This is a genomic window from Variovorax sp. OV329, from assembly GCF_900114785.1.
Lineage (GTDB): Bacteria > Pseudomonadota > Gammaproteobacteria > Burkholderiales > Burkholderiaceae_C > Variovorax.
Genome location: NZ_FOUG01000004.1, coordinates 432,683 through 457,109, shown reverse-complemented (window position 1 = coordinate 457,109; position 24,427 = coordinate 432,683). Strand labels below are relative to the sequence as shown.

Genomic DNA, 24,427 nt, shown 5'->3' with positions numbered 1-24,427 from the left:
GCAGCGGTGATGCCCGCGCCGGATTGAACGCGCACCGTATGCCCCAAGGCAACGAGCTTCTTGGCCGTCTCGGGGGTGACGGCCACACGGGTCTCGCCCGCCGTGGTCTCGGCAGACACGCCAATCAACATATGAAGTCTCCTCAGGGCTGGGTAGGTCAGCGCAAACCGGGCGAGCTTACCCGAAGATTACAAAGGGACACTTGACCTGCGCACTTGCGCGCCAGATGTGATGCGTTGATGCAAATCGGACGCCGATGGCGTCAGATTCGTGACACCGGTTTCATCTTGGCTGTGGCTAACGTGACATTTGCCGCGGGAGTTCACAGTCGCCTCCGCCATGAATCAACCGTGTCTTGCGCACGGCCTGTAGACTTTGGACATAAATTTGTCAGTCATAAAACAGGGACGGTAAACACCATGCGCATCGCCGCACTCGACGACGAGCAGTCACAGCTCGACCTCATCAAACACGCCATGCAGGGCATCGAACACGAATGCCATGCGTACTCCGAGGGCAAGGCCCTGCTGCGCGACCTGCGACAGCAATCCTTCGACCTGCTGATCCTCGACTGGACGCTGCCCGACATCTCGGGCCCCGCCGTCGTCAAGTGGGTGCGCGAGGAACTCGCCAGTCGCATGCCCATCCTGTTCGTCACCAATCGCAGCGCAGAGGCCGACCTGGTGGCGGGCCTCTCGGCCGGCGCCGACGACTTCATGGTCAAGCCCATCCGCGTGGCCGAACTGGAAGCCCGCGTGCGCGCGCTGCTGCGCCGCGCCTACCCCAGCCAGCACGAGACCGAACTGCAGTTCGGTCCCTATCACTTCTTCCCGCGGGCGCGCACCCTGCACTTCAACGACCGGCCGATCGAACTCAAGCACCGCGAGTACGAACTGGCCCTGTTCCTGTTCCAGAACCTCGGGCGCCTGCTCTCGCGCGAGCACCTGCGCGAGGCCGTGTGGGGCCGTGGCCCCGAAGAGCCTTCGCGCTCGCTGGACACCCACATCTCGCGCCTGCGGACCAAGCTGGCACTGAGGCCGGTCAACGGCTTCCTGCTCTCGGCGGTGTACGGCCTGGGCTACCGGCTCGAGACCGTGGAAGTCGCGGCGCTGTCGGCCTTCGGGTCCAGCGGCATGGATGGCGACGAAGGAATGGCGGCATGAAAGCATCTCGCAAACTTCGACCGTTCGCCGGGCTGTTGGCGCTGCTGGGCTCGGCGGCGCTTGCCGCCGCCCCTGAGGCGCCGGCCATCGGCAATTCCAGCCTGTCGCTGCGACTGGCAGACGGTTCGCTGATCCGCTTCCCTTGCGACACGGCAGAGCGACAAGCGGCCGCCTGCGCGAGTTCGACGGCGCTGCAGAGCGCCTCGCTGAGTGCCGGTCCGCGCCGCGCCCCGCTGAAGCGGCGCACCCAGGTCTTCGACACGCGCACGCCAGGCGTCGTGGCGAGCGTGCGCGGCTAGCCCGCCCCACTCCCTCACATTCAATCTGGCAAGCCGGCCCGGCGCGGGCGGCTTGCGCCCGCTCATGTCTTTCGCAGATACAACCGAAAGCGACCGGCCCACCATCGACGCACCTGACAGCCGCTGGCTGGACAAGGCGCGGCGCCGAAGAGCCTGGCTTGTCCTGGCCGCGGTCCTTGTCGCAGGGGTTTCCTGGCTCCTGGCCACCGACCAGCTGGCGCGCACCGACCGCCTGCTGCAGGAAGGCGCCCTCAATCTCGTGCGGCCGGCAGCGGCCGGCAACATCGTGATCGTCGCGATCGACGACAAGAGCCTGGAAGCCATCGGGCGCTGGCCCTGGCGACGTGCGCTGCATGCCAAGCTGCTGCAGCAGATCTCCGCCGGCAAGCCGCGCTGCATCGGATTGGACCTGCTGCTCGACGATGCGAATGCGGAGTTCCCTGCCGACGACGCGATGCTGGCCCGGAGCATGCGCAGCGCCGGCTGCGTCGTGCTGCCCCTGGCCATGCAGGTGCCCAGCCGCAACTCGCAGCTTCAATCCGAGGTGCTGCCCACGGCCGAGCTGTCGCGCGCGGCCACCGCCCTCGGACATTCGCACCTGTCGGTCGATGCGGACGGCGTCGTCGAAGGCATGTACCTCTTCGAGGGCTTTCCGGGACGCGAATGGCCGCACTTCTCGATGGCGATGCGCGATGCCGCGGAAGGCAGGCTGAAGCCGCAGCCGTCCATCCTGGAGGGCGGACGCAGCTCGCCGCCCGAGGGTCGCTGGACGCGACGCCACCAGGAACTGATCCTCTACAACGCGCCGACGACGCCCTTCCTCACGGTGTCGTACATCGACGTGCTCGACGGCACGGCGCCGCGCGAGCTCTTTCACGATCGCTACGTGCTCGTGGGCGCCACGGCAGACAGCGTGGCCGACTTCTTCGCCGTCGCCGCGCCCACGCAGAACGGCCTGGTCCCCGGCGTCGAGATCTTCGCGACGGTGCTGCAATCGCTCGTGCGGCACACCCATATCCACCCGGCCTCCGACTGGCAGAACCTTCTCTACAACCTGGCGCCGCTGGTGATCGCGTTGCTTGGCCTGCTATGGCTGGGGCCGCTGGGCGTGTTCTCGCTCGTCGTGTGCCTGCTGCTGGGCATGGGCGCACTGCAGGTCGCGCAGCCCTGGACCGGCATCCGCTTCTCCGTCGCACCGGGGCTCGGCGGCCTTCTTGCGGTGTATCCCCTGTGGAGCCTGATGCGGCTGAGCACGGCCTACCGCTTCCTGCAGCGCGGCACGCGCGAGCTGAACGCCGTGCTGGAAGGGCTTCCGCGCCTGAACAAACCGGCGCAGGAAGGCGACTTCCTCGATCGCGAGATGGACGCCACGGCCACTGCAGTGCAGCGCGTGCGCGACATGCATCGCTTCATTCGCGATGCGATGGACCACATGCCCGACACCATGCTGGTGCTCGATCGGCTGGGGCGGGTCTTCTATGTCAACCGCGGCGCCGCGCGGCTTTGGCATCGCCAGGGCTTCGAACTGGCAGGCGTTCCGGCGCACGAACTGCTGGCAGACCTGCGCTCGCGCCGCGATGGACAGCCGATGGTGCTGCCTGGGCTTTGGACCCGGAGCACCCCACGGCGATCTCCGGCGAAGCCGAGGACGCTGCAGGGCGCATCCTGCTGCTGCGCTGCGTGCCCTTCCTCGACGCCGACAACGAACACTCAGGCTGGATGGTGGCGCTGGTGGACATCACGAAGATGCGCCACACCCAGGGCCAGCGCGACGAGGCGCTGCGCTTCATCTCGCACGACATCCGCGAGCCCAGTGCCTCCATCCTGACCGTGGTGGAGCTGGCCCGCGCCAACCCGGCGCTGCTGCCGCGCGACCTGCTGCTGCAGCGCATCGAGCGACATGCCCACACCGGCCTGGAGCTGGCGGACGGCTTTGTCGACCTCGCGCGTGCGGAGGCCCAGCCCTTTCATGCCGAACTGCTGGACCTGGTCGAGCTTGCGACCCAGGCCATCGACAACGCCTGGGCCCAGGGGCGTCGCAAGCAGGTGCGCCTGAGCCTCACGACCGAACTGGAAGAAGCGCCCTGCATCGGAGACCGCGGCCTGCTGGCGCGCGCGCTGGCCAACGTGGTGGGCAACGGCCTGAAGTATTCGCCTTCGGGCTCGGAGCTGGTCTGCCGGATCACCGAGCGGCACGCGAGCTGGGGTGTGGCCATCCAGGACCAGGGCCCCGGCATTGCGGCCGAGCAGCAGAAGCAGCTGTTCCAGCCATTTCATCGACTGCACCGCGAGTCGCATCCTGAGGTGCACGGCGTCGGCCTGGGACTGCTGCTGGTGCGCACCACCCTGCAACGGCACGGCGGCAGCGTGGAGATCGAAAGCGCGGAGAACGAGGGCTGCACCGTCATACTCGTGCTCCCGAAGCCGGCTGCCGCGACGCTGCAGTCGCTCTCCAACGCGCACCTGCACGACGCCCCATGACAGACAACCGCTGGAAACCCAACGTGACCGTGGCCGCCATCATCGAGAAGGCGGGGCGCTTCCTGCTGGTCGAGGAAGAGACCGCCGATGGCCTGATGCTCAACACGCCTGCCGGGCACCTGGATGCGGGCGAATCGCCGGCCGAAGGCTGCGCGCGCGAAGCGCTGGAGGAAACGGCGCACCCCTTCACGCCCACCGCGCTGATCGGCATCTACATGGCCCGCACCCGAAAGGGCAGCCAGGACGTGACCTACATGCGCTTCGCCTTCGCCGGCGAACTGGGCGAGCGCGAGGAAGGCCGCGCGCTGGACCACGGCATCGTGCGCACGCTGTGGATGACGCCCGGGGAGATCCGCGCGAGCCAGGCCCGCCACCGCAGCCCCCTGCTGCTGAAGTGCGTGGAAGACTACATGACCGGGCAGCGCTTTCCGCTCTCGCTGGTGCATGTGGACTCTTCGGTCCACTCCTAGCCTCATTTCCCACACATGGGCAGCGCATAGGGCCGCCCTGGGACAATCGGGGCCATGAGCACGAACAAGAAGCGCGTGGTGGTGGGCCTGTCCGGCGGCGTCGATTCCGCGGTCACGGCGCACCTGCTCAAGCAGCAGGGCCACGAGGTCATCGGCATCTTCATGAAGAACTGGGAAGACGACGACGACAGCGAGTACTGCTCTTCCAACATCGACTTCGTGGACGCCGCCAGCGTGGCCGACGTGCTGGGCATCGAGATCGAGCACGTGAACTTCGCCGCCGACTACAAGGACCGCGTGTTCGCCGAGTTCCTGCGCGAGTACCAGGCGGGCCGCACGCCCAACCCGGACGTGCTGTGCAACGCCGAGATCAAGTTCAAGGCCTTCCTCGACCACGCGATTCGCCTGGGCGCCGAACAGATCGCCACCGGGCACTACGCGCGGGTGCGCCTCAACGAGGCCACGGGCCGCCATGAACTGCTCAAGGGCCTGGACCCGGCCAAGGACCAGAGCTACTTCCTGCACCGCCTGAACCAGCAGCAGTTGAGCAGGACACTGTTCCCGGTGGGCGAACTGCGCAAGACCGAAGTGCGGCGCATCGCCGCCGAGATCGGCCTGCCCAACGCGAAGAAGAAGGACTCGACCGGCATCTGCTTCATCGGCGAGCGGCCCTTCCGCGAGTTCCTCAACCGCTACATCAGCAAGGAGCCGGGGCCCATCCGCGACGCCCGCGGCCGCGTGCTGGGCGAGCACCAGGGCCTGTCCTTCTACACCCTGGGCCAGCGCCAGGGCCTGGGCATCGGCGGCGTGAAGGAAAAGGGAGCGGCGCGCGGCAGCGGCGACCATTCGCCCTGGTTCGTGGCGCGCAAGGACATCGAGGCCAATACGCTGTGGGTGGTGCAGGGGCACGACCATCCCTGGCTGCTGACGCACACGCTGGAGGCCGACGACGCGAGCTGGGTCGCCGGCGAGGCGCCGGCCGGCGGCGGCTACGGCGCCAAGTCGCGCTACCGCCAGGCCGATGCGGACTGCGCCCTGGCCGAGGGCGCCAACGGCGCTTTCCAGCTGAAGTTCCCGCAGGCCCAGTGGGCCGTCACGCCCGGCCAGTCGGCCGTGCTGTACGACGGCGAGGTGTGCCTGGGCGGCGGCGTGATCGCCGGGGCGGCCTGAACTTGCGCTCGCAGCGCCGGGTTCAGTCCCGGCGCAGCTGCGCCAGCAGTTCGTAGGAGCGCAGGCGGGCCTCGTGGTCGAAGATCTGCGAGGTGACCATCAGCTCGTCGGCGCCGGTGCGCGCCACGAAAGCGTCGACGGCCGCCTTCACAGTCTCGGGCGAACCCACGGCCGAGCACGACAGCACCGAATCGAGAAGCGAGGCCTCGGCGGGGCCGACGTGCTCGCGGTAGCCCTGCACCGGCGGCGGCAGACGGCCCGGCCGGCCGCTGCGCAGGTTGACGAAGGCCTGCTGCCATGAGGTGGCCCGAAAGCGCGCCTCTTCGTCGGTATCCGCGCAGAACACGTTGAAGCCCAGCATCACGTAGGGCTTGTCCAGCTGTGCCGAGGGCTTGAAGGTGGAGCGGTAGATCTCGATCGCCTGCATCAGCTGTTGCGGCGCGAAGTGCGAGGCGAAGGCGTAGGGCAGGCCCAGGTGCGCCGCCAGCTGGGCGCCGAAGGTGCTGGAGCCCAGGATCCAGATCGGCACCTCCAGCCCGCGCCCGGGCACGGCCATCACCGGCTGGCGCGGTTCCTTGGACATGAAGTCCATCAGCTCCAGCACGTCCTGCGGGAACTGGTCGGAATTGGTCTCCAGGTCGCGGCGCAGGGCACGCGCCGTGCGCTGGTCCGAGCCCGGTGCCCGGCCGAGGCCCAGGTCGATGCGGCCGGGATAGAGCGACTCCAGCGTGCCGAACTGCTCGGCGATCACCAGCGGCGAGTGGTTGGGAAGCATCACGCCGCCCGCGCCGATGCGGATGGTGGACGTGCCGGCGCCCACGTAGGCCAGCAGCACGGCCGTGGCCGCGCTGGCGATGCCCGGCATGCCGTGATGCTCGGCCAGCCAGTAGCGGCGGTAGCCCAGCCGTTCCCCGTGCTGCGCCAGCGACAGGGAGTTGCGGAAGGACTGGGAGGCGTCGCCGCCCTCGCAGACGGGCGACAGGTCGAGGATGGAAAAGGGGGCCATAGGGTTGGCAATGATGGCCAAAAGGGACATCCCTTGCTGGCGTCGGGACGCAGCGCGCTTCGATTGCCCCGGGGTGCAATTCCCTGGCACTGAGGACGTTTTGGACAACTTTGCTTTCTGTTTACTTAGAATGCGAATCGTTCTTATTCTTTCAACGTCCTTTCAATCCAAGCCCATAAGAAATCAAATGAGCGCTTACTTCCGCCTGAACCCAACTGCAGCCTTGGTGGCCAGCTTCATCGCCCTCGGGAGCGCCCCGCAATGGGCCGCGGCCCAGACCGGCGCAACCGCCGTGTTGCCGGAAGTGCGCGTGGACGCGAATGCCACCGCCGAGACGGCCACCACGCCGGTGATCGGCTACCGGGCGAAGAACGCGATGTCGGCGACCAAGACCGACACGCCGCTGGTGGAGACGCCGCAATCGGTGACCATCATCCCGCGCGACCAGATGGTCGACCAGGGCGCCACCAATCTTCAGGACGCGCTCAACTACGCCGCCGGCGTCCGCTCGGACGCGTACGGCCTGGACAGCCGGACCGACTCGGTGCGAATCCGCGGCAGCTACCCCGACATCTATCTCGACGGCTTGCGCCAGAACTACGGCTACTACACCAGCACCACGCGCACGGAGCCCTACATGCTGGAGCGGCTGGAAGTCCTGCGCGGCCCCTCCGGCATGCTCTACGGCTCGGGCACCGCGGCGGGCATCGTCAACATGGTGAGCAAGCGCCCCCTGCAGGAAACCCAGCGTGAAGTCGGCGTGGAGTTCGGCAGCCATGGCCGCAAGCAGATCCAGGCCGACCTGACCGGCTCGCTCACGCAGGATGGCGAGTGGTCCTACCGCCTGATCGCGCTGTCGCGCAAGTCGGACACGCAGGTCGACTACGTGCCCGACGACCGCAACCTGATCGCGCCGTCGCTCACCTGGCGACCCAGCGGCGCAACCTCGCTGACGCTGCAGGGCCTCTACCAGAAGGACAAGGCGGGCAGCACCTCGCAGTTCTTCCCCTGGGAAGGCACGCTGCTGCCCAACCCCAATGGCCAATTGCCCAGCAGCCGCTTCATCGGAGAGCCGGGCGACTACTACAACAGCGAGCGCAAGACCTTCGGCTGGCAGTTCGAGCACAAGTTCAACGACGCCTGGGCTTACCGCAACAACTTCCGCTACGCCAAGAACGACAACGACAACCGCTACCACTGGGGCGACTCGTTCACCATCCCGGGCGGCTGGGGCGCAGATCCCATCAACAAGCGCATCCTGGGCCGTTACCTCGACTACTCGCTCACCAAGAACGAGATGGCCGTGATGGACAACAACGTCGAGGGCCACTTCAACACCGGCATCGTGAAGCACACGCTGCTGGTCGGCGCCGACTTCTCCCGCCAGAAGGAGAACGTCTACGGCGGCACCGTGGGCTACAGCGAGATCGACGCCTACGCTCCGGTGTATGGGAACCTGATGCTGCCCGACTCGCGCGATCCGCTGCCGCAGACCACCCAGCGAAGTGCTGGCCTGTATGTGCAGGACCAGATGAAGCTGGACAACTGGGTCTTCCTGGCCGGCCTTCGCCGCGACTGGACCACCTCGGGCGCCGAGGGCTCGCCCGACCAGAAGGATGACGCCACGACCAAGCGCTTTGGTCTGCTCTATGCGTTCCCGAGCGGCTGGTCGCCGTATGTCAGCTACGCCGAATCGTTCACGCCGCAGGCGCCATTCAATGGCCAGGTGCTGCGGCCGCTGCGCGGCGAACAGTGGGAAGCCGGCCTGAAGTACGAGCCCAAGGATCGTGCGCTGGCCTTCAATGCCGCGGTGTACGACCTGCGCGAAAAGGACCGGACCACCTCGCCCATGCCCAACGTCGTCGATCAACTGCCGGACACCAAGACCAAGGGCGTGGAACTGGAGGCCCGCGGACGCGTTACCGCGGCCCTGGACGTGATCGCCAACTACACCTACACCGACGTCGACCCGATTCTTGAGGGCCTGCCTGAGAACATGGCCAGCATCTGGGCCAAGTACCGCTTCCAGATCGCGGGCATGCCCGGCTTCGCCGTGGGCGCGGGCGTGCGGTGGATGAGCTCCTTCCGCGACATCTCCTACGGCATTGGTCCGGAGGTGCCCAGCCAGACCTTGGTCGACGCCATGATCTCCTGGGAAAATGCGCAGTGGCGCCTTGCGCTCAACGTCAACAACCTCACCGACAAGACCTATTTCAGCACCTGCCTGTCGCGGGGTGATTGCTGGTACGGCGCCCGCCGCAACGTCGTCGCCAGTGCCACCTACCGCTTCTAAGCCAACGCCCTTTCCGCCGGCCTCCGGGCCGGCATGACTGCCATGAACACTCGACGCATCAAGACCTGGACCTGGGTCCACAAGTGGAGCAGCCTGGTCTGCACCGTCTTCATGCTGCTGCTTTGCCTGACGGGGCTGCCGCTGATCTTCCACCACGAGATCGGCCACCTGCTGGGCACCGAGGTCGAGGCGCCCGAGCTGCCCGCCGACCGGGCGAAGCAGCGCGTGAGCCTGGACGATGTCCTCACGACCGCGAAGTCCCTGCACCCCGACCGCGTGGTGCAGTTCGTCTCGCAGGAGGAGGACAGCGACAAGATCTGGTTCGTCACCATGACGCCCACGCCGGCACCCACCGACGACTTCAAGTCGGTGGCGATCGACGCACGCACCGGCCAACTGCTGGCCCAGCCCAAGTTCGACGAGGGCTTCATGTACGTGATGTTCAAGCTGCACGTGGACCTGTTCGCGGGCCTGGCGGGCAAGCTGTTCCTGGGCTTCATGGGCCTCTTGCTGCTGGTGGCCATCGTCAGCGGCGTGGTGCTGTATTCGCCCTTCATGCGCAAGCTGGAGTTCGGCACGGTGCGCCGCGAGCGCCGGCCGCGCCTGAAGTGGCTGGACCTGCACAACCTGCTGGGCGTCGTCACGCTGGTGTGGGCCTTCACCGTGGGCGCCACCGGCATGATCAACACCTGGGCCGACCTGATCATCAAGTACTGGCAGTACGACCAGCTCAGCCACCTGCTGGCGCCCTACCAGGGCCAGCCGCTGGTGCCGGTGGCGGAGCGCGGCTCGGTCCAGCGCTCGCTGGAAGTGGCGGTGCAGAGCGCGCCGGGCAACAAGCTGTCCTTCATCGCCTTCCCAGGCACGGCCTTCTCAAGCCCCCATCACACCACTGTCTTCCTGCGCGGCAACACGCCGATCACCTCGAAGCTGCTGCAACCGGTGCTGGTGGACGCCAAGACCACCGAGATCACCGCCAGTCCGCACCTGCCGTGGTACCTGACGGCCCTGCTGGTGTCGCAGCCGCTGCACTTCGGCGACTACGGCGGCATGCCCATGCAGATCATCTGGGCGCTGCTGGACATCGCCACCATCATCGTTCTGGGCAGCGGCCTGTACCTGTGGCTCAAGCGCGGCAACCCGGTGCACGAGCACAGCAAGTCGAAGGACGAGGCCAGGACGGCTGGTGCGCAAGGCGACGCGCTCACGCCCACCCCGCAACCCGCCGCCGCCAAGGCCTTGACGTCGACATGAGCAAGGAACCGCAGCAACGACACCCCTCGCACTTCTGGCGACTGTGGGGCTGGCCCGTCGTGCTGGGCCTGATGACCAGCTTGGGGCTGATCTCGGCATTGTTCAGCGACGGTGGCCCGGGCGACATGCTGGCCTGGATTGCGCTGGGCATCCCGACCTTCATCTGCTTCTGGTACGGCTGGGGGCGGCGCCGGCGTCCCCGGCCCTGAACCGCTCAGCCTATCCGCGACCCACGTTCGGAGGGGGTCTTGCCTAACTGTCCGTGACGAGGAGCGCAGCTCGATAGGCGATTCGACAGGCCTCCTTGGTTTGATCGACCAGCTCTGCCAACCTGGCTGCGCGGTTGGGAGCCGGTACTCTTGACCGCGTGTCGATGAGTGCCTCGCTTGCCTTCAGCAATGCGCCGACCGATGCGAGGTAGAGCTTCAACGCTTCGGACTCGACGTGTCTCAGAGAGGAAGAGGTGTCCCACGGACTATTCGGGGAGTCTCCCGCAGCATGCTGCCGATGCAGTTGGCTCGAAGCGTGCTCCGCATCCAACGCCTGCAGCCGTGCCAGCAAATGATCGAAGAAGGCTCGCGCCTCCCTGATCAAGTTCAAGTCGCCCTTCAAGGTCTCATTCGACATGATTTCTCCGACACTTGGGCGCGGCCAAGCTTGACCGTGCCGATCGTCACCGCCAATTTGCCCGGGATTTCGGCAGATCAATCGCCCATGCCCCTGGTTCCTTGCTTCAGGATTGCCCCTCGCAAAAGGCCTGCACGCTGGGCCACCCGTAGTCGCGCCCCATCAGTGCGCGCGCGAGAAGGTAGTTATTCAGCGCGCGCGTGCTCAACTTGTCCATTTGCACTGAGCCGCTGGCATCGCAGGGAAATGACAGTGCGCGCCCCGTGCTGCGCAGCGATGGAAACCGCAGCTCGAAGGTGGATGGTGCGGCGGATGAGTTGGAGGCGGCGTCCAGAGGGGAGTCTTCCGATTTCATTGCAGTAAAGTGGTTCCAGGAAGCATGGTCGTGCGCCTCACGCGAGATCGGGTCCGTGCAGGGCGCTCACGACGCAGGCAAGTAGGTCATCAGCAGTGAACGGCTTTGCGAGAAAGCAGATGACCCCTGCTTCCAAGGCGCGTACGCGCTCTCGCTCGTCGGGGTAGGCGGTGATGAGGACCGTGGGAATCGGAGTGCCGGCGGCAGCCAGGCGGCCGTGCAGCTCGAGACCCGTCATTCCCGGCATGCGCATGTCGGCGATGAGGCATTGGATGGCGCATGTCTCCTTCGATTGCAGGAAGCTCTCGGCCGAGGCGAAGGTGGCGGCGGACAAGCCCGCCGAGTCGAGCAGGTCCTTCGTGGTCTCTCGAACCGATCCATCGTCGTCCACGATCGCAACGGTTGCCTTGTCGCGCACTAGGATCTCCTTGCAGGCCTTCTTGAACGTTGATGCAAGACTAGGCCGATGACGCGCGCAAGACCATTGCACGAGCGACGCGCGCTCTACGACTTTGGTTTAGGCGCCTAAGGCTTTGGATTGGAAAGGCCGAGCGTGTCCGCGATGCGCACGAGCTGCGCCAAGGACTTCGACTGCATCTTGCGCATGATCTGCCCCCGGTGGACCTTGACGGTGGCCTCGCTGATGCCCAGCTCGGCCGCGATCTGCTTGTTCACGCGCCCGACGCTCACCAGTGCCATGACTTCACGCTCACGCTGAGTGAGCGCGGCGAAGCGTTGCTGGAGCTCCACAACGAGCGCCGTCGCGTGGCGCCGCGCGCGGTGCCGCACGACCGCGGCATCGATCGCATCGAGAAGCTCCTGGTCACGGAAGGGCTTGCTCAGGAACTCGACTGCGCCGGCCTTCATGGCGCGCACCGTCATCGGAATGTCGCCGTGCCCGGTGATGAAGATCACCGGCAGATCGACGCCCGCTCGCGGGAGTTCTTCCTGAAAGCTCAAACCACTTGCGCCGGGCAGCCGCACGTCGAGCACCAAGCAGCCAGGCGCGTCCGGGCGCTGCGCCTGCATGAAGTCCTGCGTCGAGGCGAAAACGCGCACGTCCATTCCGACGGAGGCCAGGAGATCCTGGAGCGCCTCGCGCATGGCCAGGTCGTCGTCGACCACGAAGACGACGGGCCGCTCGGGTGCCACTACGGCTCCCGTTGTCCGACCGGCAGCGAAAACCGGAACACCGCGCCGTGGGGCAGGTTCGGCGCGGTCCAGAGCTGGCCGCCGTGGGACTCGATGATCGACCGGCTGATCGAAAGCCCCATGCCGATGCCCTGCGCCTTGGAAGTATGGAAGGGCTCGAAGAGCTTGTTCGCGATTGCCGGCGCGATGCCGGGGCCCGAGTCGCGCACCTCGATGCACACGCTGCCCCGCGCTTCGCTGGACCCGACGACCATCTGTCGCGGGCGATTGCCGGGTGCGCTCATGGCCTCGATGGCGTTGACGATCAGATTGAGGAGCACCTGCTGGAGTTGTACCCTGTCGCCCCAGACGGGCGACAGGCCGTCGGCAAGCGACTTCTCGAGCGCAATGTCATTGCGGCGCATCTGGTCACGCGTGAGCGCAAGCACGCCCTGGATGAATTGGTTGACGTCGACGCGGTCCCGCCGCGGCGGCTGGCGCATGACCAATGCCCGGATGCGGTCGATGACTTCGCCCGCGCGCTTGCCATCCCTGGCAATGCGTTCGAGCGAGCGCTGCGCCTTTTCGAACTCGGGCGGCTGGGCCGCGAGCCAGCGCGCGCAAGATCCGGCGCTCGCGACCATGGCTCCGAGCGGCTGGTTGACCTCGTGCGCGATCGAGGCTGCGAGCACGCCGAGGGTGGTCACGCGGTTGACTCGCGCAAGCGCCGCCTGCGCCTCTCGCAGGGCTTCCGACGCGAGGACGTGGTCGGTGAGATCGCGCGTGATCACAAGCGCTGCCTCCAGACGCTCCGAATCGAGCCGCAGCGGCGAGTAGGACACCGACAGGTAGAGGCGCCCAAGTTCGGTCGTGAACCATTCAGCGAACGTGAACTGTTCTCCGGCGAGACAGCGGTCGAGATTCGGCTTCACGGTGCGGTCGAAGACGTCGGCCCCCAGGACATCGGCGACATGCATGCCGGCGATCTTCCCGGCCGGCATCCTCCAATTGCGCTCGTAGACTGCATTGACCCTTTGAAAGCGGTGATCCCGCCCGATCACGGCCACGCCATCGGAGGCGCTCTCGAACATCTGCCGCGTCAAGTACTCGGCCCGTTTGCGCTCGGTGATGTCCCGTCCGACGCCCCGGTAGCCTGTGAAGCGCCCCGCATCGTCGAACATCGGCAGCCCGGATACCGACACGTGACGTATACCGCCGTCGGGCGTGGCCCGGGCGAGTTCGAAGTCGCGGAACGGGACATGGGCATCGAGCGCTGCGCGGTGCTGGCGCCAAGCCTCCTCGTCCGGCTCCAGGTGGGGCACTTCCCATCGCGTCTTGCCGATCTCCGCTCCGGGCGCCGGCGCGCGGTCGAACTGTGCGGAATATTCCTGCCGGGTGAAGCGATGCTGGGCATCGCTCTCCCAATACACGTCGAAAGAGAACTTCACGAGCGTGCGAAAGCGCTCCTCGCTCTCGCGCAACGCCTCCTCGGCATGCTTGCGCTCGGTGATGTCCTCGCACGCCACGAGCAACACTGGCCCGCCCTTCAGCACGACTGCATTTGCCGACTCCCGGACCCACCGCACCGAGCCGTCCTTGCGGACCTTGCGCGCCATCCAGCGCATCACGCGGCCCGGCTGTCTGAAAGCCTGCTCGGCGCTTTCCTGGACGAACGCACGATCGGGTTCGTAGAAAACATTCAGCACCGGTTGGCCGATCAACTGGCTCACGCGCCAACCCAACTGCTCAGCGCCGACGGGATTCACCGACAGGATCATGCCGGCCGCGTCGATGATGAAGTACATCGTGGGATTCGCTTCGAAGGCAGCTCTCCATTGCTCTTCGAGTTCCTGCCGAGCCTCCTCGGCCCGCTTGCGCTGCGTGATGTCGGTATTGGTCGCCAGGATCGCCATCGGCTGGCCCTGCTCGTCTCGCTGCAAGGCCAGGCGGCTCGCCACCACCACCGGTGTTCCGTTCCGTCTGTGATGCACCAGTTCGCCTTCCCAACGTCCGGTGCTCAGCACCTGCAGTTCGATCTGCTCGAGCGGCACGGTGGAGATGGTCTTCAGCAGCTCGGGCGCGGACTTGCCGAGCGCCTCTTCAGCCGTCCATCCATACATCTCCTCGGCGCCGCGGTTCCAGTACTTGATCACTGCCTCCATGTCGCGCACGACCATGGCGTCATGCGTGAGATTCAGCAGGTCGGCGTGCTCGCGCAGCGAGGCTTGCGCCTGCCGCTCGAAAGGCCGGCACGCCGAGCGCGACGGCGTTTCGCCGTTCTTACGTTTCGTCACGAGCGACTCCGGTAGGCGTCGCGGCATGTGAGCCGCAGCATGTCGCGCGGCGCCGTTGGTAGGGCCAATTCCTCGTTCGGTAGGTGAACGCCATTCTGAACGTCCTCGTGAGCGCTGTCACGGCACCGTCAAATCGCCCGTTCGCTCGAAAGTCGCTGGATAAACGCGACCTTGGTGGGTGAGCCTTTTGGGGCCCCAGTCCATCGTGGTAGTGACTCACTTCAGGGCAGGTCCTTCCGTACTGGTCCAAGAAGTCCGCTGCAGGCAGGGGCGTCGAAGTCGCTAGATCGGCGAAAACAAACAAAAAAGCCCGCAGCGACTGGCACTGCGGGCCCTTGTTTACACATTTCCGTTTTAGAACGGAATGTCGTCGTCCATGTCGTCAAAACCCGAGGAAGAGCGGGCGGGCGCCTGGCGCGGCGCGGGCGCCGGGGCGCGGGGGGCCGCAGCCGGGGCGCGAGATCCGCCGCCGCCACCGCCGTAACCACCACCGCCACCGCCGCCACCACCGCCGTAGCCTTCGTCATCGCCACCGCCCGAGGGGCCGCCCTGGCCCTGGCGGCTGCCCAGCATCTGCATCTGGTCGACGCGGATGTCGGTGGCGTACTTCTCCACGCCGTCCTTGTCGTTGTACTTGCGGGTGCGGATCTGGCCTTCGACGTAGATCTGCGAGCCCTTGCGCAGGTACTGGGCGGCGATTTCGGCCAGGCGGCCGTTGAAGACCAGGCGGTGCCACTCGGTGGCTTCGCGCATTTCGCCGCTCTGCTTGTCCTTCCACTTGTCGGTGGTCGCCAGGGTCACGTTGCACACCTGGTCGCCACTGGGGAAGGTGCGGGTTTCGGGGTCGCGGCCGAGGTTGCCGACGAGGATGACTTTGTTGACCGATGCCATGGAATTGCCTTGGAGAGAGAAAACGCCGGGACCGCCCGGCATGTCGATGAGTCTACCCGTCTCCGCCCGCCCGGCATCCCCGGGACGACGCGAAAGCACGCCAATTTCTGCCGACGTCGGCCAACCGGGCGCAAGACGCTTCGGCAGGCGGTCGGGCGCTGCGCCGGAAAATGGCCCGCACGGCGCCGGCCGGCCCTGGCCCCACTGTCACAATGAGCGCGCCTCGCAATGACGCAGCAAGACCCCCACCACCGCCGCGACCCCGACTTCCTGCAGAACCTGCGCGCCGAGCTCTCGGGCTGGCGCACCTGGGTGGACCGGGCCATCGTGCTGGGGTATGCGCTCGCTTCGGGCCTGTTCGTGGTCGGCTTCACCATGGCGGCGGACCGCGCCTTCTCCCTTTTCCAGCGCCTCTACCACTGGAACGCCTGGGTGGTGCTGCTGTGGATCCCCGCGCTGACCGCCCTTCTGGTCTGGGCCACGCACAAATGGTTTCCGGGCGCCTCGGGCTCGGGCATCCCCCAGATCCGGGCCGCCCTGCATCCGGCCCTGCCGCCCGAGAAGATCGGCGCCTTCGCCTCGCTGCGGCTGACTTTCGCCAAGATCGTGCTGGGGGTGGGCGGCTTCGCGGCGGGCCTGTCGATCGGCCGCGAGGGCCCTTCGGTGCAGGTGGCGGCGGGCGTCATGCAGCATGCGCGGCGCTGGCTTTCGCCGGGCAGCACCATCGATGCGCGAGCCCTGCTGGTGGCCGGCGGGGCGGCAGGCATCGCCGCCGCCTTCAACGCGCCGCTGGCGGGCGTGGTCTTCGCCATCGAGGAACTGACCGGCCGGCTGGAGGCGCGCTCCAGCGGCCTGATCATCACCGCCATCGTGCTGGCCGGCATGGTGGCCGTCTCGGCCTTCGGCAACGTCAGCTACTTCGGCGTGATCCGGGTGCCCGACCTGAACTGGGACCTGCTCTGGCCCGGCCTGCTGGTGGCACTGGTGGGCGGCACGGCGGGTGGGCTGTTCTCGCGCCTGCTGGCCATGTCGCTGACCGGCGCCCCGGACCGCTTCAACCGCTGGCGCGCCCGCTGGCCGCTGCGCTTCGCCGCCGCGGGCGGGCTGATGGTGGCGGTGATCGGCCTGGCGAGCGAAGGCCAGACCTTCGGCGCAGGCTCCGAGGCGGTCAAGCGCATGCTGGCCGGCGAGATGGAGCAGACCGGTTTGTACGCCCTGCTCAAGGCCGCCGCCACCTGGATCACGGCCTGGTGCGGCGTGCCGGGCGGCATCTTCGCGCCTTCGCTGTCGGTGGGCGCCGGCATCGGCCACAGCCTGGCGGCGGTGATCGACCCCGGTTTGGCGCCGGCCCTGATCGCCATGGGCATGGCTGCCTTCCTGGCGGCCGTGACGCAGGCGCCGCTCACCGCCTTCCTGATCGTGATGGAGATGGTGGACGGCCACTCGATGGTGCTCAGCCTGATGGCCTCGGCCATGCTGGCCAGCCTGGTGTCGCGGATGATCAGCCGGCCGCTGTACGAGGCGCTGGCCGACCACATGGTGGCCCGGATCCTCGCCGCGCCGCCGGACCCGGCGAATCCGCCGGAAAACGCCCCCAAGCGATGAATTCCCCGGGCGTCTATCATGCTCGGTTGCCCGAAAGAGCCGCCAACGTGAACGCCCCACTGGAAAAAGAAGCCTACCTCGGCGCCGTGCTGGCACAGCAGCGCATCAGCATCCGCGGCGCCCGGACGCACAACCTCAAGAACATCGACCTGGACATCCCGCGCAACAAGCTGGTGGTGATCACCGGCCTGTCGGGCTCGGGCAAGTCCAGCCTGGCCTTCGACACGCTGTATGCCGAAGGCCAGCGCCGCTATGTCGAGAGCCTGTCGGCCTATGCCCGGCAGTTCCTGCAGCTGATGGACAAGCCCGACGTGGACATGATCGAAGGCCTGTCGCCCGCGATCAGCATCGAGCAGAAGGCCACCAGCCACAACCCGCGCTCCACCGTGGGCACGGTGACCGAGATCCACGACTACCTGCGCCTGCTCTACGCCCGCGCCGGCACGCCCTACTGCCCCGACCACCACCTGGCGCTGCAGTCGCAGACGGTGTCGCAGATGGTCGATGCGGTGCTGGCCATTCCGGACGAGCCGCGCCTGATGATCCTGGCGCCGGTGGCGCGCGAGAAGAAGGGCGAGTTCACCGAGCTGTTCACCGAGATGCAGGCCGCCGGCTACGTGCGCTTCCGCGTCGACGGCCAGACCTACGAATACAACGACCTGCCACAGCTCAAGAAGACCGAGAAGCACGACATCGACGTGGTGATCGACCGGCTGCGCGCACGCCCCGACATGCAGCAGCGCCTGGCCGAGAGCTTCGAGGCCGCGCTGCGCCTGGCCAACAGCCGCGCCATCGCGCTGGAACTGGGCGGCGAAGGCAAGGAGGACAAGGAACACCTGTTCAACGCCAAGTTCGCCTGCCCGATCTGCCACTACTCCATCGCCGAGCTGGAGCCGCGCCTGTTCTCCTTCAACTCGCCGGTGGGCGCCTGCCCGGCCTGCGACGGCCTGGGGCACCGCGAGTTCTTCGATCCGACGCGCGTGGTGGGCTTCCCCTCGCTGTCGCTGGGCAGCGGCGCCATCAAGGGCTGGGACCGTCGCAACGGCTACTACTTCTCCATGCTGGAAAGCGTGGCCAAGCACTACAAGTTCGACGTCGACGCGCCCTTCGAGACGCTGCCGGCCAGCGTGCAGCAGGTGCTGCTCAACGGCTCGGCCAGCGAGGAGATCAAGTTCAGCTACACCATGGAATCGGGCGCCTCGGCCGGCAAGAAGCTGGTGAAGAAGCATCCCTTCGAGGGGATCATCCCGAACATGGTGCGGCGCTACCGCGAGACCGACTCGGCCATGGTGCGCGAGGAGCTGGCCCGCTACCGCAACGTGCAGCCCTGCCCCGACTGCGGCGGCTCGCGGCTGCGGCCCGAGGCGCGCAACGTGTTCCTGGTGGACGAGCCCGGCGAGGCCGGCGCCGAGCCCCGGCGCATGGCCATCTTCGAGATCAGCCACCTCACGCTGCGCGAGAGCCTGGAGTACTTCCAGCACCTGCACCTGCGCGGCGCCAAGGCCGACATCGCCGACAAGGTGGTGCGCGAAGTCGGGCTGCGCCTGAAGTTCCTCAACGACGTGGGGCTGAACTACCTGAGCCTGGACCGCAGCGCCGACACGCTCTCGGGCGGCGAGGCACAGCGCATCCGCCTGGCCTCGCAGATCGGCTCGGGCCTGACCGGCGTGATGTACGTGCTGGACGAGCCCAGCATCGGCCTGCACCAGCGCGACAACGACCGCCTGATCGGCACGCTGAAGCACCTGCGCGACATCGGCAACAGCGTGATCGTGGTCGAGCACGACGAGGACATGATCCACGCGGCCGACCACATCATCGACATGGGCCCCGGTGCCGGCGTGCACGGCGGCCAGGTGATGGCGCAGGGCGACTACCAGCAGGTGGCCGACAACGAGGATTCGCTCACCGGCCAGTACCTCTCGGGCCGCCGCAAGATCGCGGTGCCGGCACGGCGCACGCCCTGGCTGCCGGTGATGAAGAAGGCCGGCGAGGAAGAGAAGAAGAAGCCCGCCTCGCGCTTCCCCATGAGCCCCGCCGCCGAGCGCCGGGCCGCACGCGAGGCGCAGCACCTGGCCACGCAGAGCGCGCTGCAGGAGATCCGCGTGCTGGGCGCCACCGGCAACAACCTGAAGAACGTCAGCGTGGCCTTCCCGGTGGGACTGCTGACCTGCGTGACCGGCGTGTCGGGCTCGGGCAAGTCCACGCTGGTGAACGACACGCTCTACGCCGCGGTGGCGCGCACGCTCTACCGCGCGCACGAGGAGCCGGCCGCGCACGAGGCGGTGGAAGGCATCGAGTACTTCGACAAGGTCATCAACGTCGACCAGTCGCCCATCGGCCGCACGCCGCGCAGCAACCCGGCCACCTACACGGGCCTGTTCACGCCCATCCGCGAACTGATGGCCGAGACCAACACCGCGCGCGAGCGCGGCTACGGCCCCGGTCGCTTCAGCTTCAACGTGGCCGGTGGCCGTTGCGAGGCCTGCCAGGGGGACGGCGTGGTGAAGGTGGAGATGCACTTCCTGCCCGACGTGTACGTGCCCTGCGAGGTCTGCCACGGCCAGCGCTACAACCGCGAGACGCTGGAGGTGCAGTACAAGGGAAAGAACATCGCCCAGATCCTCGACATGACGGTGGAAGCCGCGCACGAGTTCCTGAAGGCGGTGCCCACCATCGAGCGCAAGCTGCACACGCTGCTGGACGTGGGCCTGTCCTACATCAAGCTGGGCCAGGCCGCGACCACGCTCTCGGGCGGCGAAGCGCAGCGCGTCAAGCTCGCGCTGGAACTGTCCAAGCGCGACACCGGCCGCACCCTCTACATCCTGGACGAGCCCACCACCGGCCTGCACTTCGCCGACATCGAACTGCTGCTGAAGGTGCTGCACCAGCTGCGCGACGCGGGCAACACCATCGTGGTGATCGAGCACAACCTGGACGTCATCAAGACCGCCGACTGGCTGATCGACATGGGCCCCGAGGGTGGCGCCGGCGGCGGCACCGTGGTGGGCGAAGGCACGCCGGAAAAGCTGGCCGCGAACGAGGCCAGCCACACCGGCCGTTACCTCAAGCGGCTGCTGTAGCGCGAAGCGAGGTGCGCGCCGCCGCCTCGCCCAGCAGCGCCGCGTGCAGGGCCTCGTCGCCCGCGCGCCGCGCCGCCTCGCAGGCCGTGAGGTGGAAGATGCCCCGCTGCGCCTGGCTGCCGCCATAGCCCAGGTTGGCATGCAGTAGCGGCAGCAACCGGTCCGCACAGTGCTGGTAGCGGCCTTCGCCGAAGGCCTGCATCGCATCGGCCGCCGCCGATGCCTCGCGCCACCAGGGGGAAGGCGCGACATCCACCGGCACCGCATCCATGGCCGCGCGCAGCGCCGCGATGCCTGCGGCCGAGCCGTCGCCGACCTGTGCCAGCAGCGCATGCATGTCGTTGAAGGTGGACCAGCCGGGCTGCGCCCACTCGCGCCAGCGCGCCGCCAGGGCCTGCCAGCGATCGCCCACGTCCACGCCGCGAAGCATGAGCCGCCACAGCAGCGCACTGCCGTCCACCAGGTCCAGCGCCATCGACGCGGGCTGGGGCGCGATGATGCGGTCGTACACCGCCAGCGCCGACGCCGTGTCGTCCATGCGCAGGTGCTGCAACGCCAGGTGCCACCAGTTGTGCACGGCCAGCATGTTGTCCTGCTGCCAGTGCGTGTTGCCTTCGTCGAGCCAGCGGATGCCGGCCTCGGCATCGCCGCGCATCTCGTGCACATGCGCCAGCGCATGCACCGCCCAGGCATCCCAGGGGTTGCGCTCCAGCGCCGCTTCGCCGGCCGCCTGGGCCCGGTCGTACTCGTTGCATTCCTCCAGGCCGAAGGCATGCATGCCCAGCACGTAGCCGTAGCCGCCGTCCGCCGCGCTCCAGTGCGACAGGGCGCGGCCGACGCGGTCGCGCAGCAGCGTGGGCTGGCCCAGCACCAGGTCGCACATGTGGGTGAGCTGAAGCGCGAACAGGTCGCGCGGATGATCGATGAGGTGCCGCCCCAGCAGCCGGTTGGCGCGGCCCATGTCGCCTTCGGCCCAGGGCCGCAGTGCGGCCAGCAGCGACTGCTCGCGCACCGTGGGCTGGCGGCGGCTGTGGGCCGCTGCGGCCAGACTGTCACGCGCCTGAGGCAGTGCCTGCGCGTCGATGGCACTGAGCATCAGTCCGGCCATCAGCAGGTGGCCGGAGATGAAGTCCGGGTCCATCTCCAGGGCAGGCTGCAGCGTGGCCACCGGATCCATTCGAAGGCTGTTGAACAGATCGAGCGATTGCTCGTAGATGGCGAGCACCGCATCCTGGTCGGTGGACAGGACCTCGCCGCGGGCGTCTTGCAAGCTCATGGGGACTCTCCTTGAACGGGCCGTCCGGAAAGCGTAAGTTCGCCCGGTTCGCCGGGCCGCAGCCATTTTCGCAACAAGCCTGACGATTCCGCCAGCCCCACTCCATCCCCACGGAGGCCGCCGATGTCCAGCCGCCCGTCGCTCCCCGTCCTTGCCATCCTGGTCACGCAGGAAACCGCTGCGTCGGTGGTCTATGGCATGTACGACCTGTTCAAGTGCGCGGGCCGCGACTGGCCGATGGTCGAAGGCGGCGACCCGGGGCCTGCCTTGCTCGAGCCGGTGATCGTCAGCACGCGAGCGGGTGTGGTGCGCGTGGCCAACGAAGTGCCCATCGAGGCGCATTGCTCGCTCGAACAACTGGGCGCGCCCACCGCCGTGTGCGTGCCCGAGCTGATGGTGTCGCCGGCCAGGCCGATCGACGGCTTGTACCGCGCCGAAGTGGCGTGGCTGCGCCGCTGCCACGCGCAGGGCGCGCTGCTGGCCACCGCCTGCTCCGGCGCCCTGCTGCTGGGCGAGGCCGGCCTGCTCGACGGCGAGGACGCCACCACGCACTGGGCCTTCTGCGACATGCTGCAGCAACGCTATCCGCTGGCGCGCGTGCGGCCGCAGCGCGCCATGGTCACGGCCGGCGAAGGCCAGCGCCTGGTGATGGCCGGCGGCGGCAGCTCATGGATGGACCTGGCGCTGTACCTGATCGCGCGGCTGACCAGCATCGAGGCGGCGATGCAGGTGGCGCGCCTGAACCTGATCGACTGGCACCACGTCGGCCAGCAGCCCTTTGCCCGCATGGCCCGCTCGCGCCAGGTGGAAGACGCCGTCATCGGCCGCTGCCAGGCCTGGGTGGCCGAGCACTACACCCACCCTGCGCCCGTGTCGGCGATGACACAGTTCAGCGGCCTGGCCGAGCGCTCCTTCCAGCGCCGCTTCAAGCTGGCCACCGGGATGACGCCGATGGAGTACACGCAGACCCTGCGCATCGAGGAAGCCAAGCACCTGCTGGAGACCACCGAAGAGCCGGTGGAAGCCGTGGCAGAGGAAGTGGGCTACGACGACGCGGCCTTCTTCAGCCGCCTGTTCAAGCGCAGCGTGAACCTCTCGCCGGCGCAGTACCGGCGGCGCTTCGGCGGCATGCGGGCGGCGCTTGCCGGCACCCCGTTGGCACCGCAGCAGGCGCCACTGCTTTCATGACCTGGGAGGTCATGGACGCCATGCGGTGCGGCGGCGACAGTGGAGCCAGCCGGAACCAAGGGGGTGACGGCAGCAACCGGGCCGCCACGCATGACGGCCCCTCGCATGGAAAGACATCATGACCGGCTTCGACATCCTTCCCCTCGCCGTGGCGCTGCTCATCGGCATTGCCGCGCTGGGCTCCTGCCTGGGCATCGGCAACCTGGGCGGCAAGCTGCTGGAAGGCACGGCCCGTCAGCCGGAGCTGAAGGACCAGCTGCAGACCACCTTCTTCCTGGCCGCCGGCGTGACCGACGGCGCCTTCATCATCGCCACCGGCATCGCGCTGTGGTTCGCCACCGCGAACCCCTTCGGCGGCTGAGCCGCAACCGAAGCGGCGGCGTTCAACCGCGCGGCTGGGACATCTTCCAGCCGTTGCCGGAAGGATCGCGGAAGTTCGCGTCCACCGAGCCATAGCGCTCCGCCGGCTCCTGCGTGAACTCCACGCCGAGGGCGCGCATGCGCTCGTAGGCCGCGCGGCAGTCCGTCACCGTCAGCAGCATCGGCGGCATTGCGCCCTTGGCGACCAGCGCCTTGAGCGCCTGCGCCGACTGCGCGTCCAGCGTGGGCGGGCCGGGCACGAAGAGGCCGAGCTGGAACGAGGGCTGCTCGGGATGCTGCACCGTCAGCCAGCGGAAGTCGCCGTTGCGCACATCCGTGTGCACCTTGAAGCCGAGCTTGTCCACGTAGAAGGCCAGCGCCTCGTCCTGGTCGCGCACGTACAGGCCGATCATTTCCACACCTTGCTTCTGGGTCATCGAAACTCCTTTGTTCATCGGGTCTCGTTTGTATCGTCCGAGGCGCGGCGGCGCTTCTCCGAAACTGCGCTGGTGAGCTTCGGGCGCTCGGCCGCGCTCAGGAAGCAGGCGGGCACGCGACCCAGCTGGCTCGCCACGGCCTGCTCGCGCTCGCGCAGGCTGCCGGGGCTCTCGCCGGTGATGTCGCGGAAGGTGCGGCCGAAGGTGCCCAGGCTGGCCCAGCCGGTCTGGAAGGCGATGTCGGTGATCGGGAGATCCGTGTCGCGCAGCAGCGTCTTGGCCCGCTCGATGCGCCGCGTGAGCAGGTAGCGGTGCGGCGGAATGCCGAAGGCCTGCTTGAAGGAGCGCGCGAAATGCGCCTCCGACACGTGGCTCACGCGCGCCAGGCGCTCCACCGGCCAGTCCTCGTGCGAGGCGGCGTCCATGCGGTCCTTCGCGCGCAGCAGGCGGCGCAGGAGTTCGGGGGTCTGCAGGGGAAGGGGCGAGGCCATGCCGGGTCGCGCCTCGTCTCAGAAGAAACCGCGCGCAGGCCGTGCCAATGGACGCCGCATCCGCCGGGCGCGGCCGTTCACGGCTTGAGCGGAATCGGCGAAGCCGCGTCCACCGACACGGCCGCCACGGCGTTCTGCGGCGAGCCCTCGATCAGCTTGTCGGAGTAGCTCAGGTAGACCAGCGTGTTGCGCTTGCTGTCGACCATGCGGACCACGCGCAGGCGCTTGAAGAGGATGGACTGCCGCTCGCTGAACACCTCTTCCTGACGCGGCAGCGGCTGCGCGATGCGGATCGGGCCCACCTGGCGGCAGGCGATGGCGGCCTCGGCCTTGTCCTCGGCCAGGCCCAGCGCACCGGACACGCCGCCGGTGACGGCACGCGACACGTAGCAGGACACGCCCTGCACCTTCGGGTCGTCGTAGGCGTCGACCACCACCTTGTGGTCCGGCCCGATGAGCTTGAAGACGGTGTCGACGGCGCCCACGCGCTCGGCATGCGCGGCGCCGGCAAGCAGCAGGGAAAGGGACAGCGCGGTCACTGCGGACTTCATCC

At 67.7% G+C, this 24,427-nt stretch carries 24 protein-coding genes and 1 pseudogene; 13 read left to right on the top strand and 12 right to left on the bottom strand.

What is annotated here, in order from left to right; all coding sequences use genetic code 11:
- Positions 1-131: pseudogene (locus BM345_RS09565) on the bottom strand (NAD(P)(+) transhydrogenase (Re/Si-specific) subunit alpha); the annotation flags it as partial.
- Positions 132-419: 288 nt separating this feature from the next.
- Here BM345_RS09565 and BM345_RS09560 point away from each other — a divergent pair.
- The 6 genes from BM345_RS09560 to mnmA all read left to right on the top strand — a co-directional run bounded on the left by BM345_RS09560 (position 420) and on the right by mnmA (position 5,583).
- The gene (locus tag BM345_RS09560) at positions 420-1,163 is read left to right on the top strand and encodes a response regulator transcription factor (RefSeq protein ID WP_093378340.1); all 744 of its coding nucleotides are present in this window, start codon (positions 420-422) and stop codon (positions 1,161-1,163) included.
- Positions 1,160-1,462 carry a hypothetical protein gene (locus BM345_RS09555; protein WP_139237491.1) on the top strand — a complete coding sequence of 101 codons (303 nt, stop codon included), beginning with the start codon at positions 1,160-1,162 and terminating at the stop codon, positions 1,460-1,462. Before BM345_RS09560 ends, BM345_RS09555 begins: the two co-directional genes overlap by 4 nt.
- A 64-nt stretch (positions 1,463-1,526) precedes the next feature.
- Positions 1,527-3,290: a CHASE2 domain-containing protein gene (locus tag BM345_RS09550; protein WP_093378334.1), complete on the top strand. Its 1,764-nt coding sequence runs from the start codon at positions 1,527-1,529 to the stop codon at positions 3,288-3,290.
- Positions 3,209-3,943 (top strand): sensor histidine kinase, encoded by a 735-nt coding sequence (locus BM345_RS09545; RefSeq protein ID WP_175544955.1) that lies wholly within the window; start codon positions 3,209-3,211, stop codon positions 3,941-3,943. Before BM345_RS09550 ends, BM345_RS09545 begins: the two co-directional genes overlap by 82 nt.
- On the top strand, positions 3,940-4,413 hold the full coding sequence (locus BM345_RS09540; protein WP_093378329.1) for an NUDIX hydrolase: 474 nt from the start codon (positions 3,940-3,942) through the stop codon (positions 4,411-4,413). The genes BM345_RS09545 and BM345_RS09540 overlap by 4 nt, the downstream gene beginning before the upstream one ends.
- Before the next feature lie 54 nt (positions 4,414-4,467).
- Positions 4,468-5,583 carry a tRNA 2-thiouridine(34) synthase MnmA gene (gene mnmA / locus BM345_RS09535; RefSeq protein ID WP_093378326.1) on the top strand — a complete coding sequence of 372 codons (1,116 nt, stop codon included), beginning with the start codon at positions 4,468-4,470 and terminating at the stop codon, positions 5,581-5,583.
- 22 nt (positions 5,584-5,605) lie between these two features.
- Here mnmA and BM345_RS09530 read toward each other — a convergent pair whose 3' ends face one another.
- Positions 5,606-6,589 (bottom strand): LLM class flavin-dependent oxidoreductase, encoded by a 984-nt coding sequence (locus tag BM345_RS09530; RefSeq protein WP_093378323.1) that lies wholly within the window; start codon positions 6,587-6,589, stop codon positions 5,606-5,608.
- A 187-nt stretch (positions 6,590-6,776) separates the two neighbouring features.
- Here BM345_RS09530 and BM345_RS09525 point away from each other — a divergent pair, with 187 nt between their 5' ends.
- From BM345_RS09525 to BM345_RS09515, 3 genes are read left to right on the top strand one after another with little or no spacing between them, the layout of a single operon-like run.
- Entirely contained in the window at positions 6,777-8,882 is a 2,106-nt protein-coding gene (locus BM345_RS09525) for a TonB-dependent siderophore receptor (protein ID WP_093378321.1), read from the top strand.
- 42 nt (positions 8,883-8,924) lie between these two features.
- On the top strand, positions 8,925-10,136 hold the full coding sequence (locus tag BM345_RS09520) for a PepSY-associated TM helix domain-containing protein (protein ID WP_093378318.1): 1,212 nt from the start codon (positions 8,925-8,927) through the stop codon (positions 10,134-10,136).
- A complete protein-coding gene (locus BM345_RS09515) occupies positions 10,133-10,345 on the top strand; it encodes a hypothetical protein (protein ID WP_093378314.1) in 213 nt (70 codons plus the stop codon). The genes BM345_RS09520 and BM345_RS09515 overlap by 4 nt, the downstream gene beginning before the upstream one ends.
- Positions 10,346-10,388: 43 nt before the next feature.
- Here the strand turns inward: BM345_RS09515 and BM345_RS09510 are convergent, their stop codons facing one another.
- The 6 genes from BM345_RS09510 to ssb form a co-directional block, all read right to left on the bottom strand.
- Positions 10,389-10,763 carry a hypothetical protein gene (locus BM345_RS09510; protein ID WP_093378312.1) on the bottom strand — a complete coding sequence of 125 codons (375 nt, stop codon included), beginning with the start codon at positions 10,761-10,763 and terminating at the stop codon, positions 10,389-10,391.
- A 106-nt stretch (positions 10,764-10,869) separates the two neighbouring features.
- Positions 10,870-11,118, bottom strand: a complete 249-nt coding sequence (locus tag BM345_RS09505; protein ID WP_093378309.1) for a hypothetical protein — start codon at positions 11,116-11,118, stop codon at positions 10,870-10,872.
- Between the two features lie 37 nt (positions 11,119-11,155).
- Positions 11,156-11,536: a response regulator transcription factor gene (locus tag BM345_RS09500; protein ID WP_093378307.1), complete on the bottom strand. Its 381-nt coding sequence runs from the start codon at positions 11,534-11,536 to the stop codon at positions 11,156-11,158.
- 107 nt (positions 11,537-11,643) lie between these two features.
- Positions 11,644-12,270: a response regulator transcription factor gene (locus tag BM345_RS09495; protein WP_093378304.1), complete on the bottom strand. Its 627-nt coding sequence runs from the start codon at positions 12,268-12,270 to the stop codon at positions 11,644-11,646.
- Positions 12,270-14,543, bottom strand: a complete 2,274-nt coding sequence (locus BM345_RS09490; protein ID WP_175544954.1) for a PAS domain-containing sensor histidine kinase — start codon at positions 14,541-14,543, stop codon at positions 12,270-12,272. The genes BM345_RS09495 and BM345_RS09490 overlap by 1 nt, the downstream gene beginning before the upstream one ends.
- Positions 14,544-14,897: 354 nt before the next feature.
- Positions 14,898-15,434, bottom strand: coding sequence for a single-stranded DNA-binding protein (gene ssb / locus BM345_RS09485; protein ID WP_093378299.1), 537 nt, complete (start codon positions 15,432-15,434; stop codon positions 14,898-14,900).
- A gap of 228 nt (positions 15,435-15,662) precedes the next feature.
- Here ssb and BM345_RS09480 point away from each other — a divergent pair, with 228 nt between their 5' ends.
- Both BM345_RS09480 and uvrA read left to right on the top strand, forming a co-directional pair.
- Positions 15,663-17,039 (top strand): chloride channel protein, encoded by a 1,377-nt coding sequence (locus tag BM345_RS09480; RefSeq protein WP_093378297.1) that lies wholly within the window; start codon positions 15,663-15,665, stop codon positions 17,037-17,039.
- Positions 17,040-17,086: 47 nt separating this feature from the next.
- A complete protein-coding gene (gene uvrA, locus BM345_RS09475; RefSeq protein ID WP_093378294.1) occupies positions 17,087-20,122 on the top strand; it encodes an excinuclease ABC subunit UvrA in 3,036 nt (1,011 codons plus the stop codon).
- Here the strand turns inward: uvrA and BM345_RS09470 are convergent.
- Entirely contained in the window at positions 20,106-21,398 is a 1,293-nt protein-coding gene (locus BM345_RS09470) for a tetratricopeptide repeat protein (protein ID WP_093378292.1), read from the bottom strand. The genes uvrA and BM345_RS09470 overlap by 17 nt on opposite strands.
- 123 nt (positions 21,399-21,521) lie before the next feature.
- Here BM345_RS09470 and BM345_RS09465 point away from each other — a divergent pair, with 123 nt between their 5' ends.
- On the top strand, positions 21,522-22,586 hold the full coding sequence (locus tag BM345_RS09465) for a GlxA family transcriptional regulator (protein ID WP_093378289.1): 1,065 nt from the start codon (positions 21,522-21,524) through the stop codon (positions 22,584-22,586).
- A 118-nt stretch (positions 22,587-22,704) separates the two neighbouring features.
- The gene (gene atpE / locus BM345_RS09460; RefSeq protein WP_093378287.1) at positions 22,705-22,947 is read left to right on the top strand and encodes a F0F1 ATP synthase subunit C; all 243 of its coding nucleotides are present in this window, start codon (positions 22,705-22,707) and stop codon (positions 22,945-22,947) included.
- Positions 22,948-22,969: 22 nt separating this feature from the next.
- On the opposite strand, the gene BM345_RS09455 is transcribed toward atpE, so the two are convergent.
- From BM345_RS09455 to BM345_RS09445, 3 genes are all read right to left on the bottom strand, one after another.
- Positions 22,970-23,383 carry a VOC family protein gene (locus tag BM345_RS09455; RefSeq protein ID WP_093378284.1) on the bottom strand — a complete coding sequence of 138 codons (414 nt, stop codon included), beginning with the start codon at positions 23,381-23,383 and terminating at the stop codon, positions 22,970-22,972.
- Positions 23,384-23,397: 14 nt separating this feature from the next.
- Positions 23,398-23,874, bottom strand: coding sequence for a helix-turn-helix domain-containing protein (locus BM345_RS09450; protein WP_093378281.1), 477 nt, complete (start codon positions 23,872-23,874; stop codon positions 23,398-23,400).
- 77 nt (positions 23,875-23,951) lie between these two features.
- Positions 23,952-24,425 (bottom strand): CreA family protein, encoded by a 474-nt coding sequence (locus tag BM345_RS09445; protein ID WP_093378278.1) that lies wholly within the window; start codon positions 24,423-24,425, stop codon positions 23,952-23,954.
- Positions 24,426-24,427: the final 2 nt, after the last annotated feature.

Excerpts from the sequence above, each read along its gene's own strand:
- BM345_RS09560 (WP_093378340.1), top strand. The coding sequence starts at position 420 with ATGCGCATCGCCGCACTCGACGACGAGCAGTCACAGCTCGACCTCATC.
- BM345_RS09555 (WP_139237491.1), top strand. The coding sequence starts at position 1,160 with ATGAAAGCATCTCGCAAACTTCGACCGTTCGCCGGGCTGTTGGCGCTG.
- BM345_RS09550 (WP_093378334.1), top strand. The coding sequence starts at position 1,527 with ATGTCTTTCGCAGATACAACCGAAAGCGACCGGCCCACCATCGACGCA.
- BM345_RS09545 (WP_175544955.1), top strand. The coding sequence starts at position 3,209 with ATGCGCCACACCCAGGGCCAGCGCGACGAGGCGCTGCGCTTCATCTCG.
- BM345_RS09540 (WP_093378329.1), top strand. The coding sequence starts at position 3,940 with ATGACAGACAACCGCTGGAAACCCAACGTGACCGTGGCCGCCATCATC.
- mnmA (WP_093378326.1), top strand. The coding sequence starts at position 4,468 with ATGAGCACGAACAAGAAGCGCGTGGTGGTGGGCCTGTCCGGCGGCGTC.
- BM345_RS09530 (WP_093378323.1), bottom strand. The coding sequence starts at position 6,589 with ATGGCCCCCTTTTCCATCCTCGACCTGTCGCCCGTCTGCGAGGGCGGC.
- BM345_RS09525 (WP_093378321.1), top strand. The coding sequence starts at position 6,777 with ATGAGCGCTTACTTCCGCCTGAACCCAACTGCAGCCTTGGTGGCCAGC.
- BM345_RS09520 (WP_093378318.1), top strand. The coding sequence starts at position 8,925 with ATGAACACTCGACGCATCAAGACCTGGACCTGGGTCCACAAGTGGAGC.
- BM345_RS09515 (WP_093378314.1), top strand. The coding sequence starts at position 10,133 with ATGAGCAAGGAACCGCAGCAACGACACCCCTCGCACTTCTGGCGACTG.
- BM345_RS09510 (WP_093378312.1), bottom strand. The coding sequence starts at position 10,763 with ATGTCGAATGAGACCTTGAAGGGCGACTTGAACTTGATCAGGGAGGCG.
- BM345_RS09505 (WP_093378309.1), bottom strand. The coding sequence starts at position 11,118 with ATGAAATCGGAAGACTCCCCTCTGGACGCCGCCTCCAACTCATCCGCC.
- ssb (WP_093378299.1), bottom strand. The coding sequence starts at position 15,434 with ATGGCATCGGTCAACAAAGTCATCCTCGTCGGCAACCTCGGCCGCGAC.
- BM345_RS09480 (WP_093378297.1), top strand. The coding sequence starts at position 15,663 with ATGACGCAGCAAGACCCCCACCACCGCCGCGACCCCGACTTCCTGCAG.
- BM345_RS09470 (WP_093378292.1), bottom strand. The coding sequence starts at position 21,398 with ATGAGCTTGCAAGACGCCCGCGGCGAGGTCCTGTCCACCGACCAGGAT.
- BM345_RS09465 (WP_093378289.1), top strand. The coding sequence starts at position 21,522 with ATGTCCAGCCGCCCGTCGCTCCCCGTCCTTGCCATCCTGGTCACGCAG.
- atpE (WP_093378287.1), top strand. The coding sequence starts at position 22,705 with ATGACCGGCTTCGACATCCTTCCCCTCGCCGTGGCGCTGCTCATCGGC.
- BM345_RS09455 (WP_093378284.1), bottom strand. The coding sequence starts at position 23,383 with ATGACCCAGAAGCAAGGTGTGGAAATGATCGGCCTGTACGTGCGCGAC.
- BM345_RS09450 (WP_093378281.1), bottom strand. The coding sequence starts at position 23,874 with ATGGCCTCGCCCCTTCCCCTGCAGACCCCCGAACTCCTGCGCCGCCTG.
- BM345_RS09445 (WP_093378278.1), bottom strand. The coding sequence starts at position 24,425 with ATGAAGTCCGCAGTGACCGCGCTGTCCCTTTCCCTGCTGCTTGCCGGC.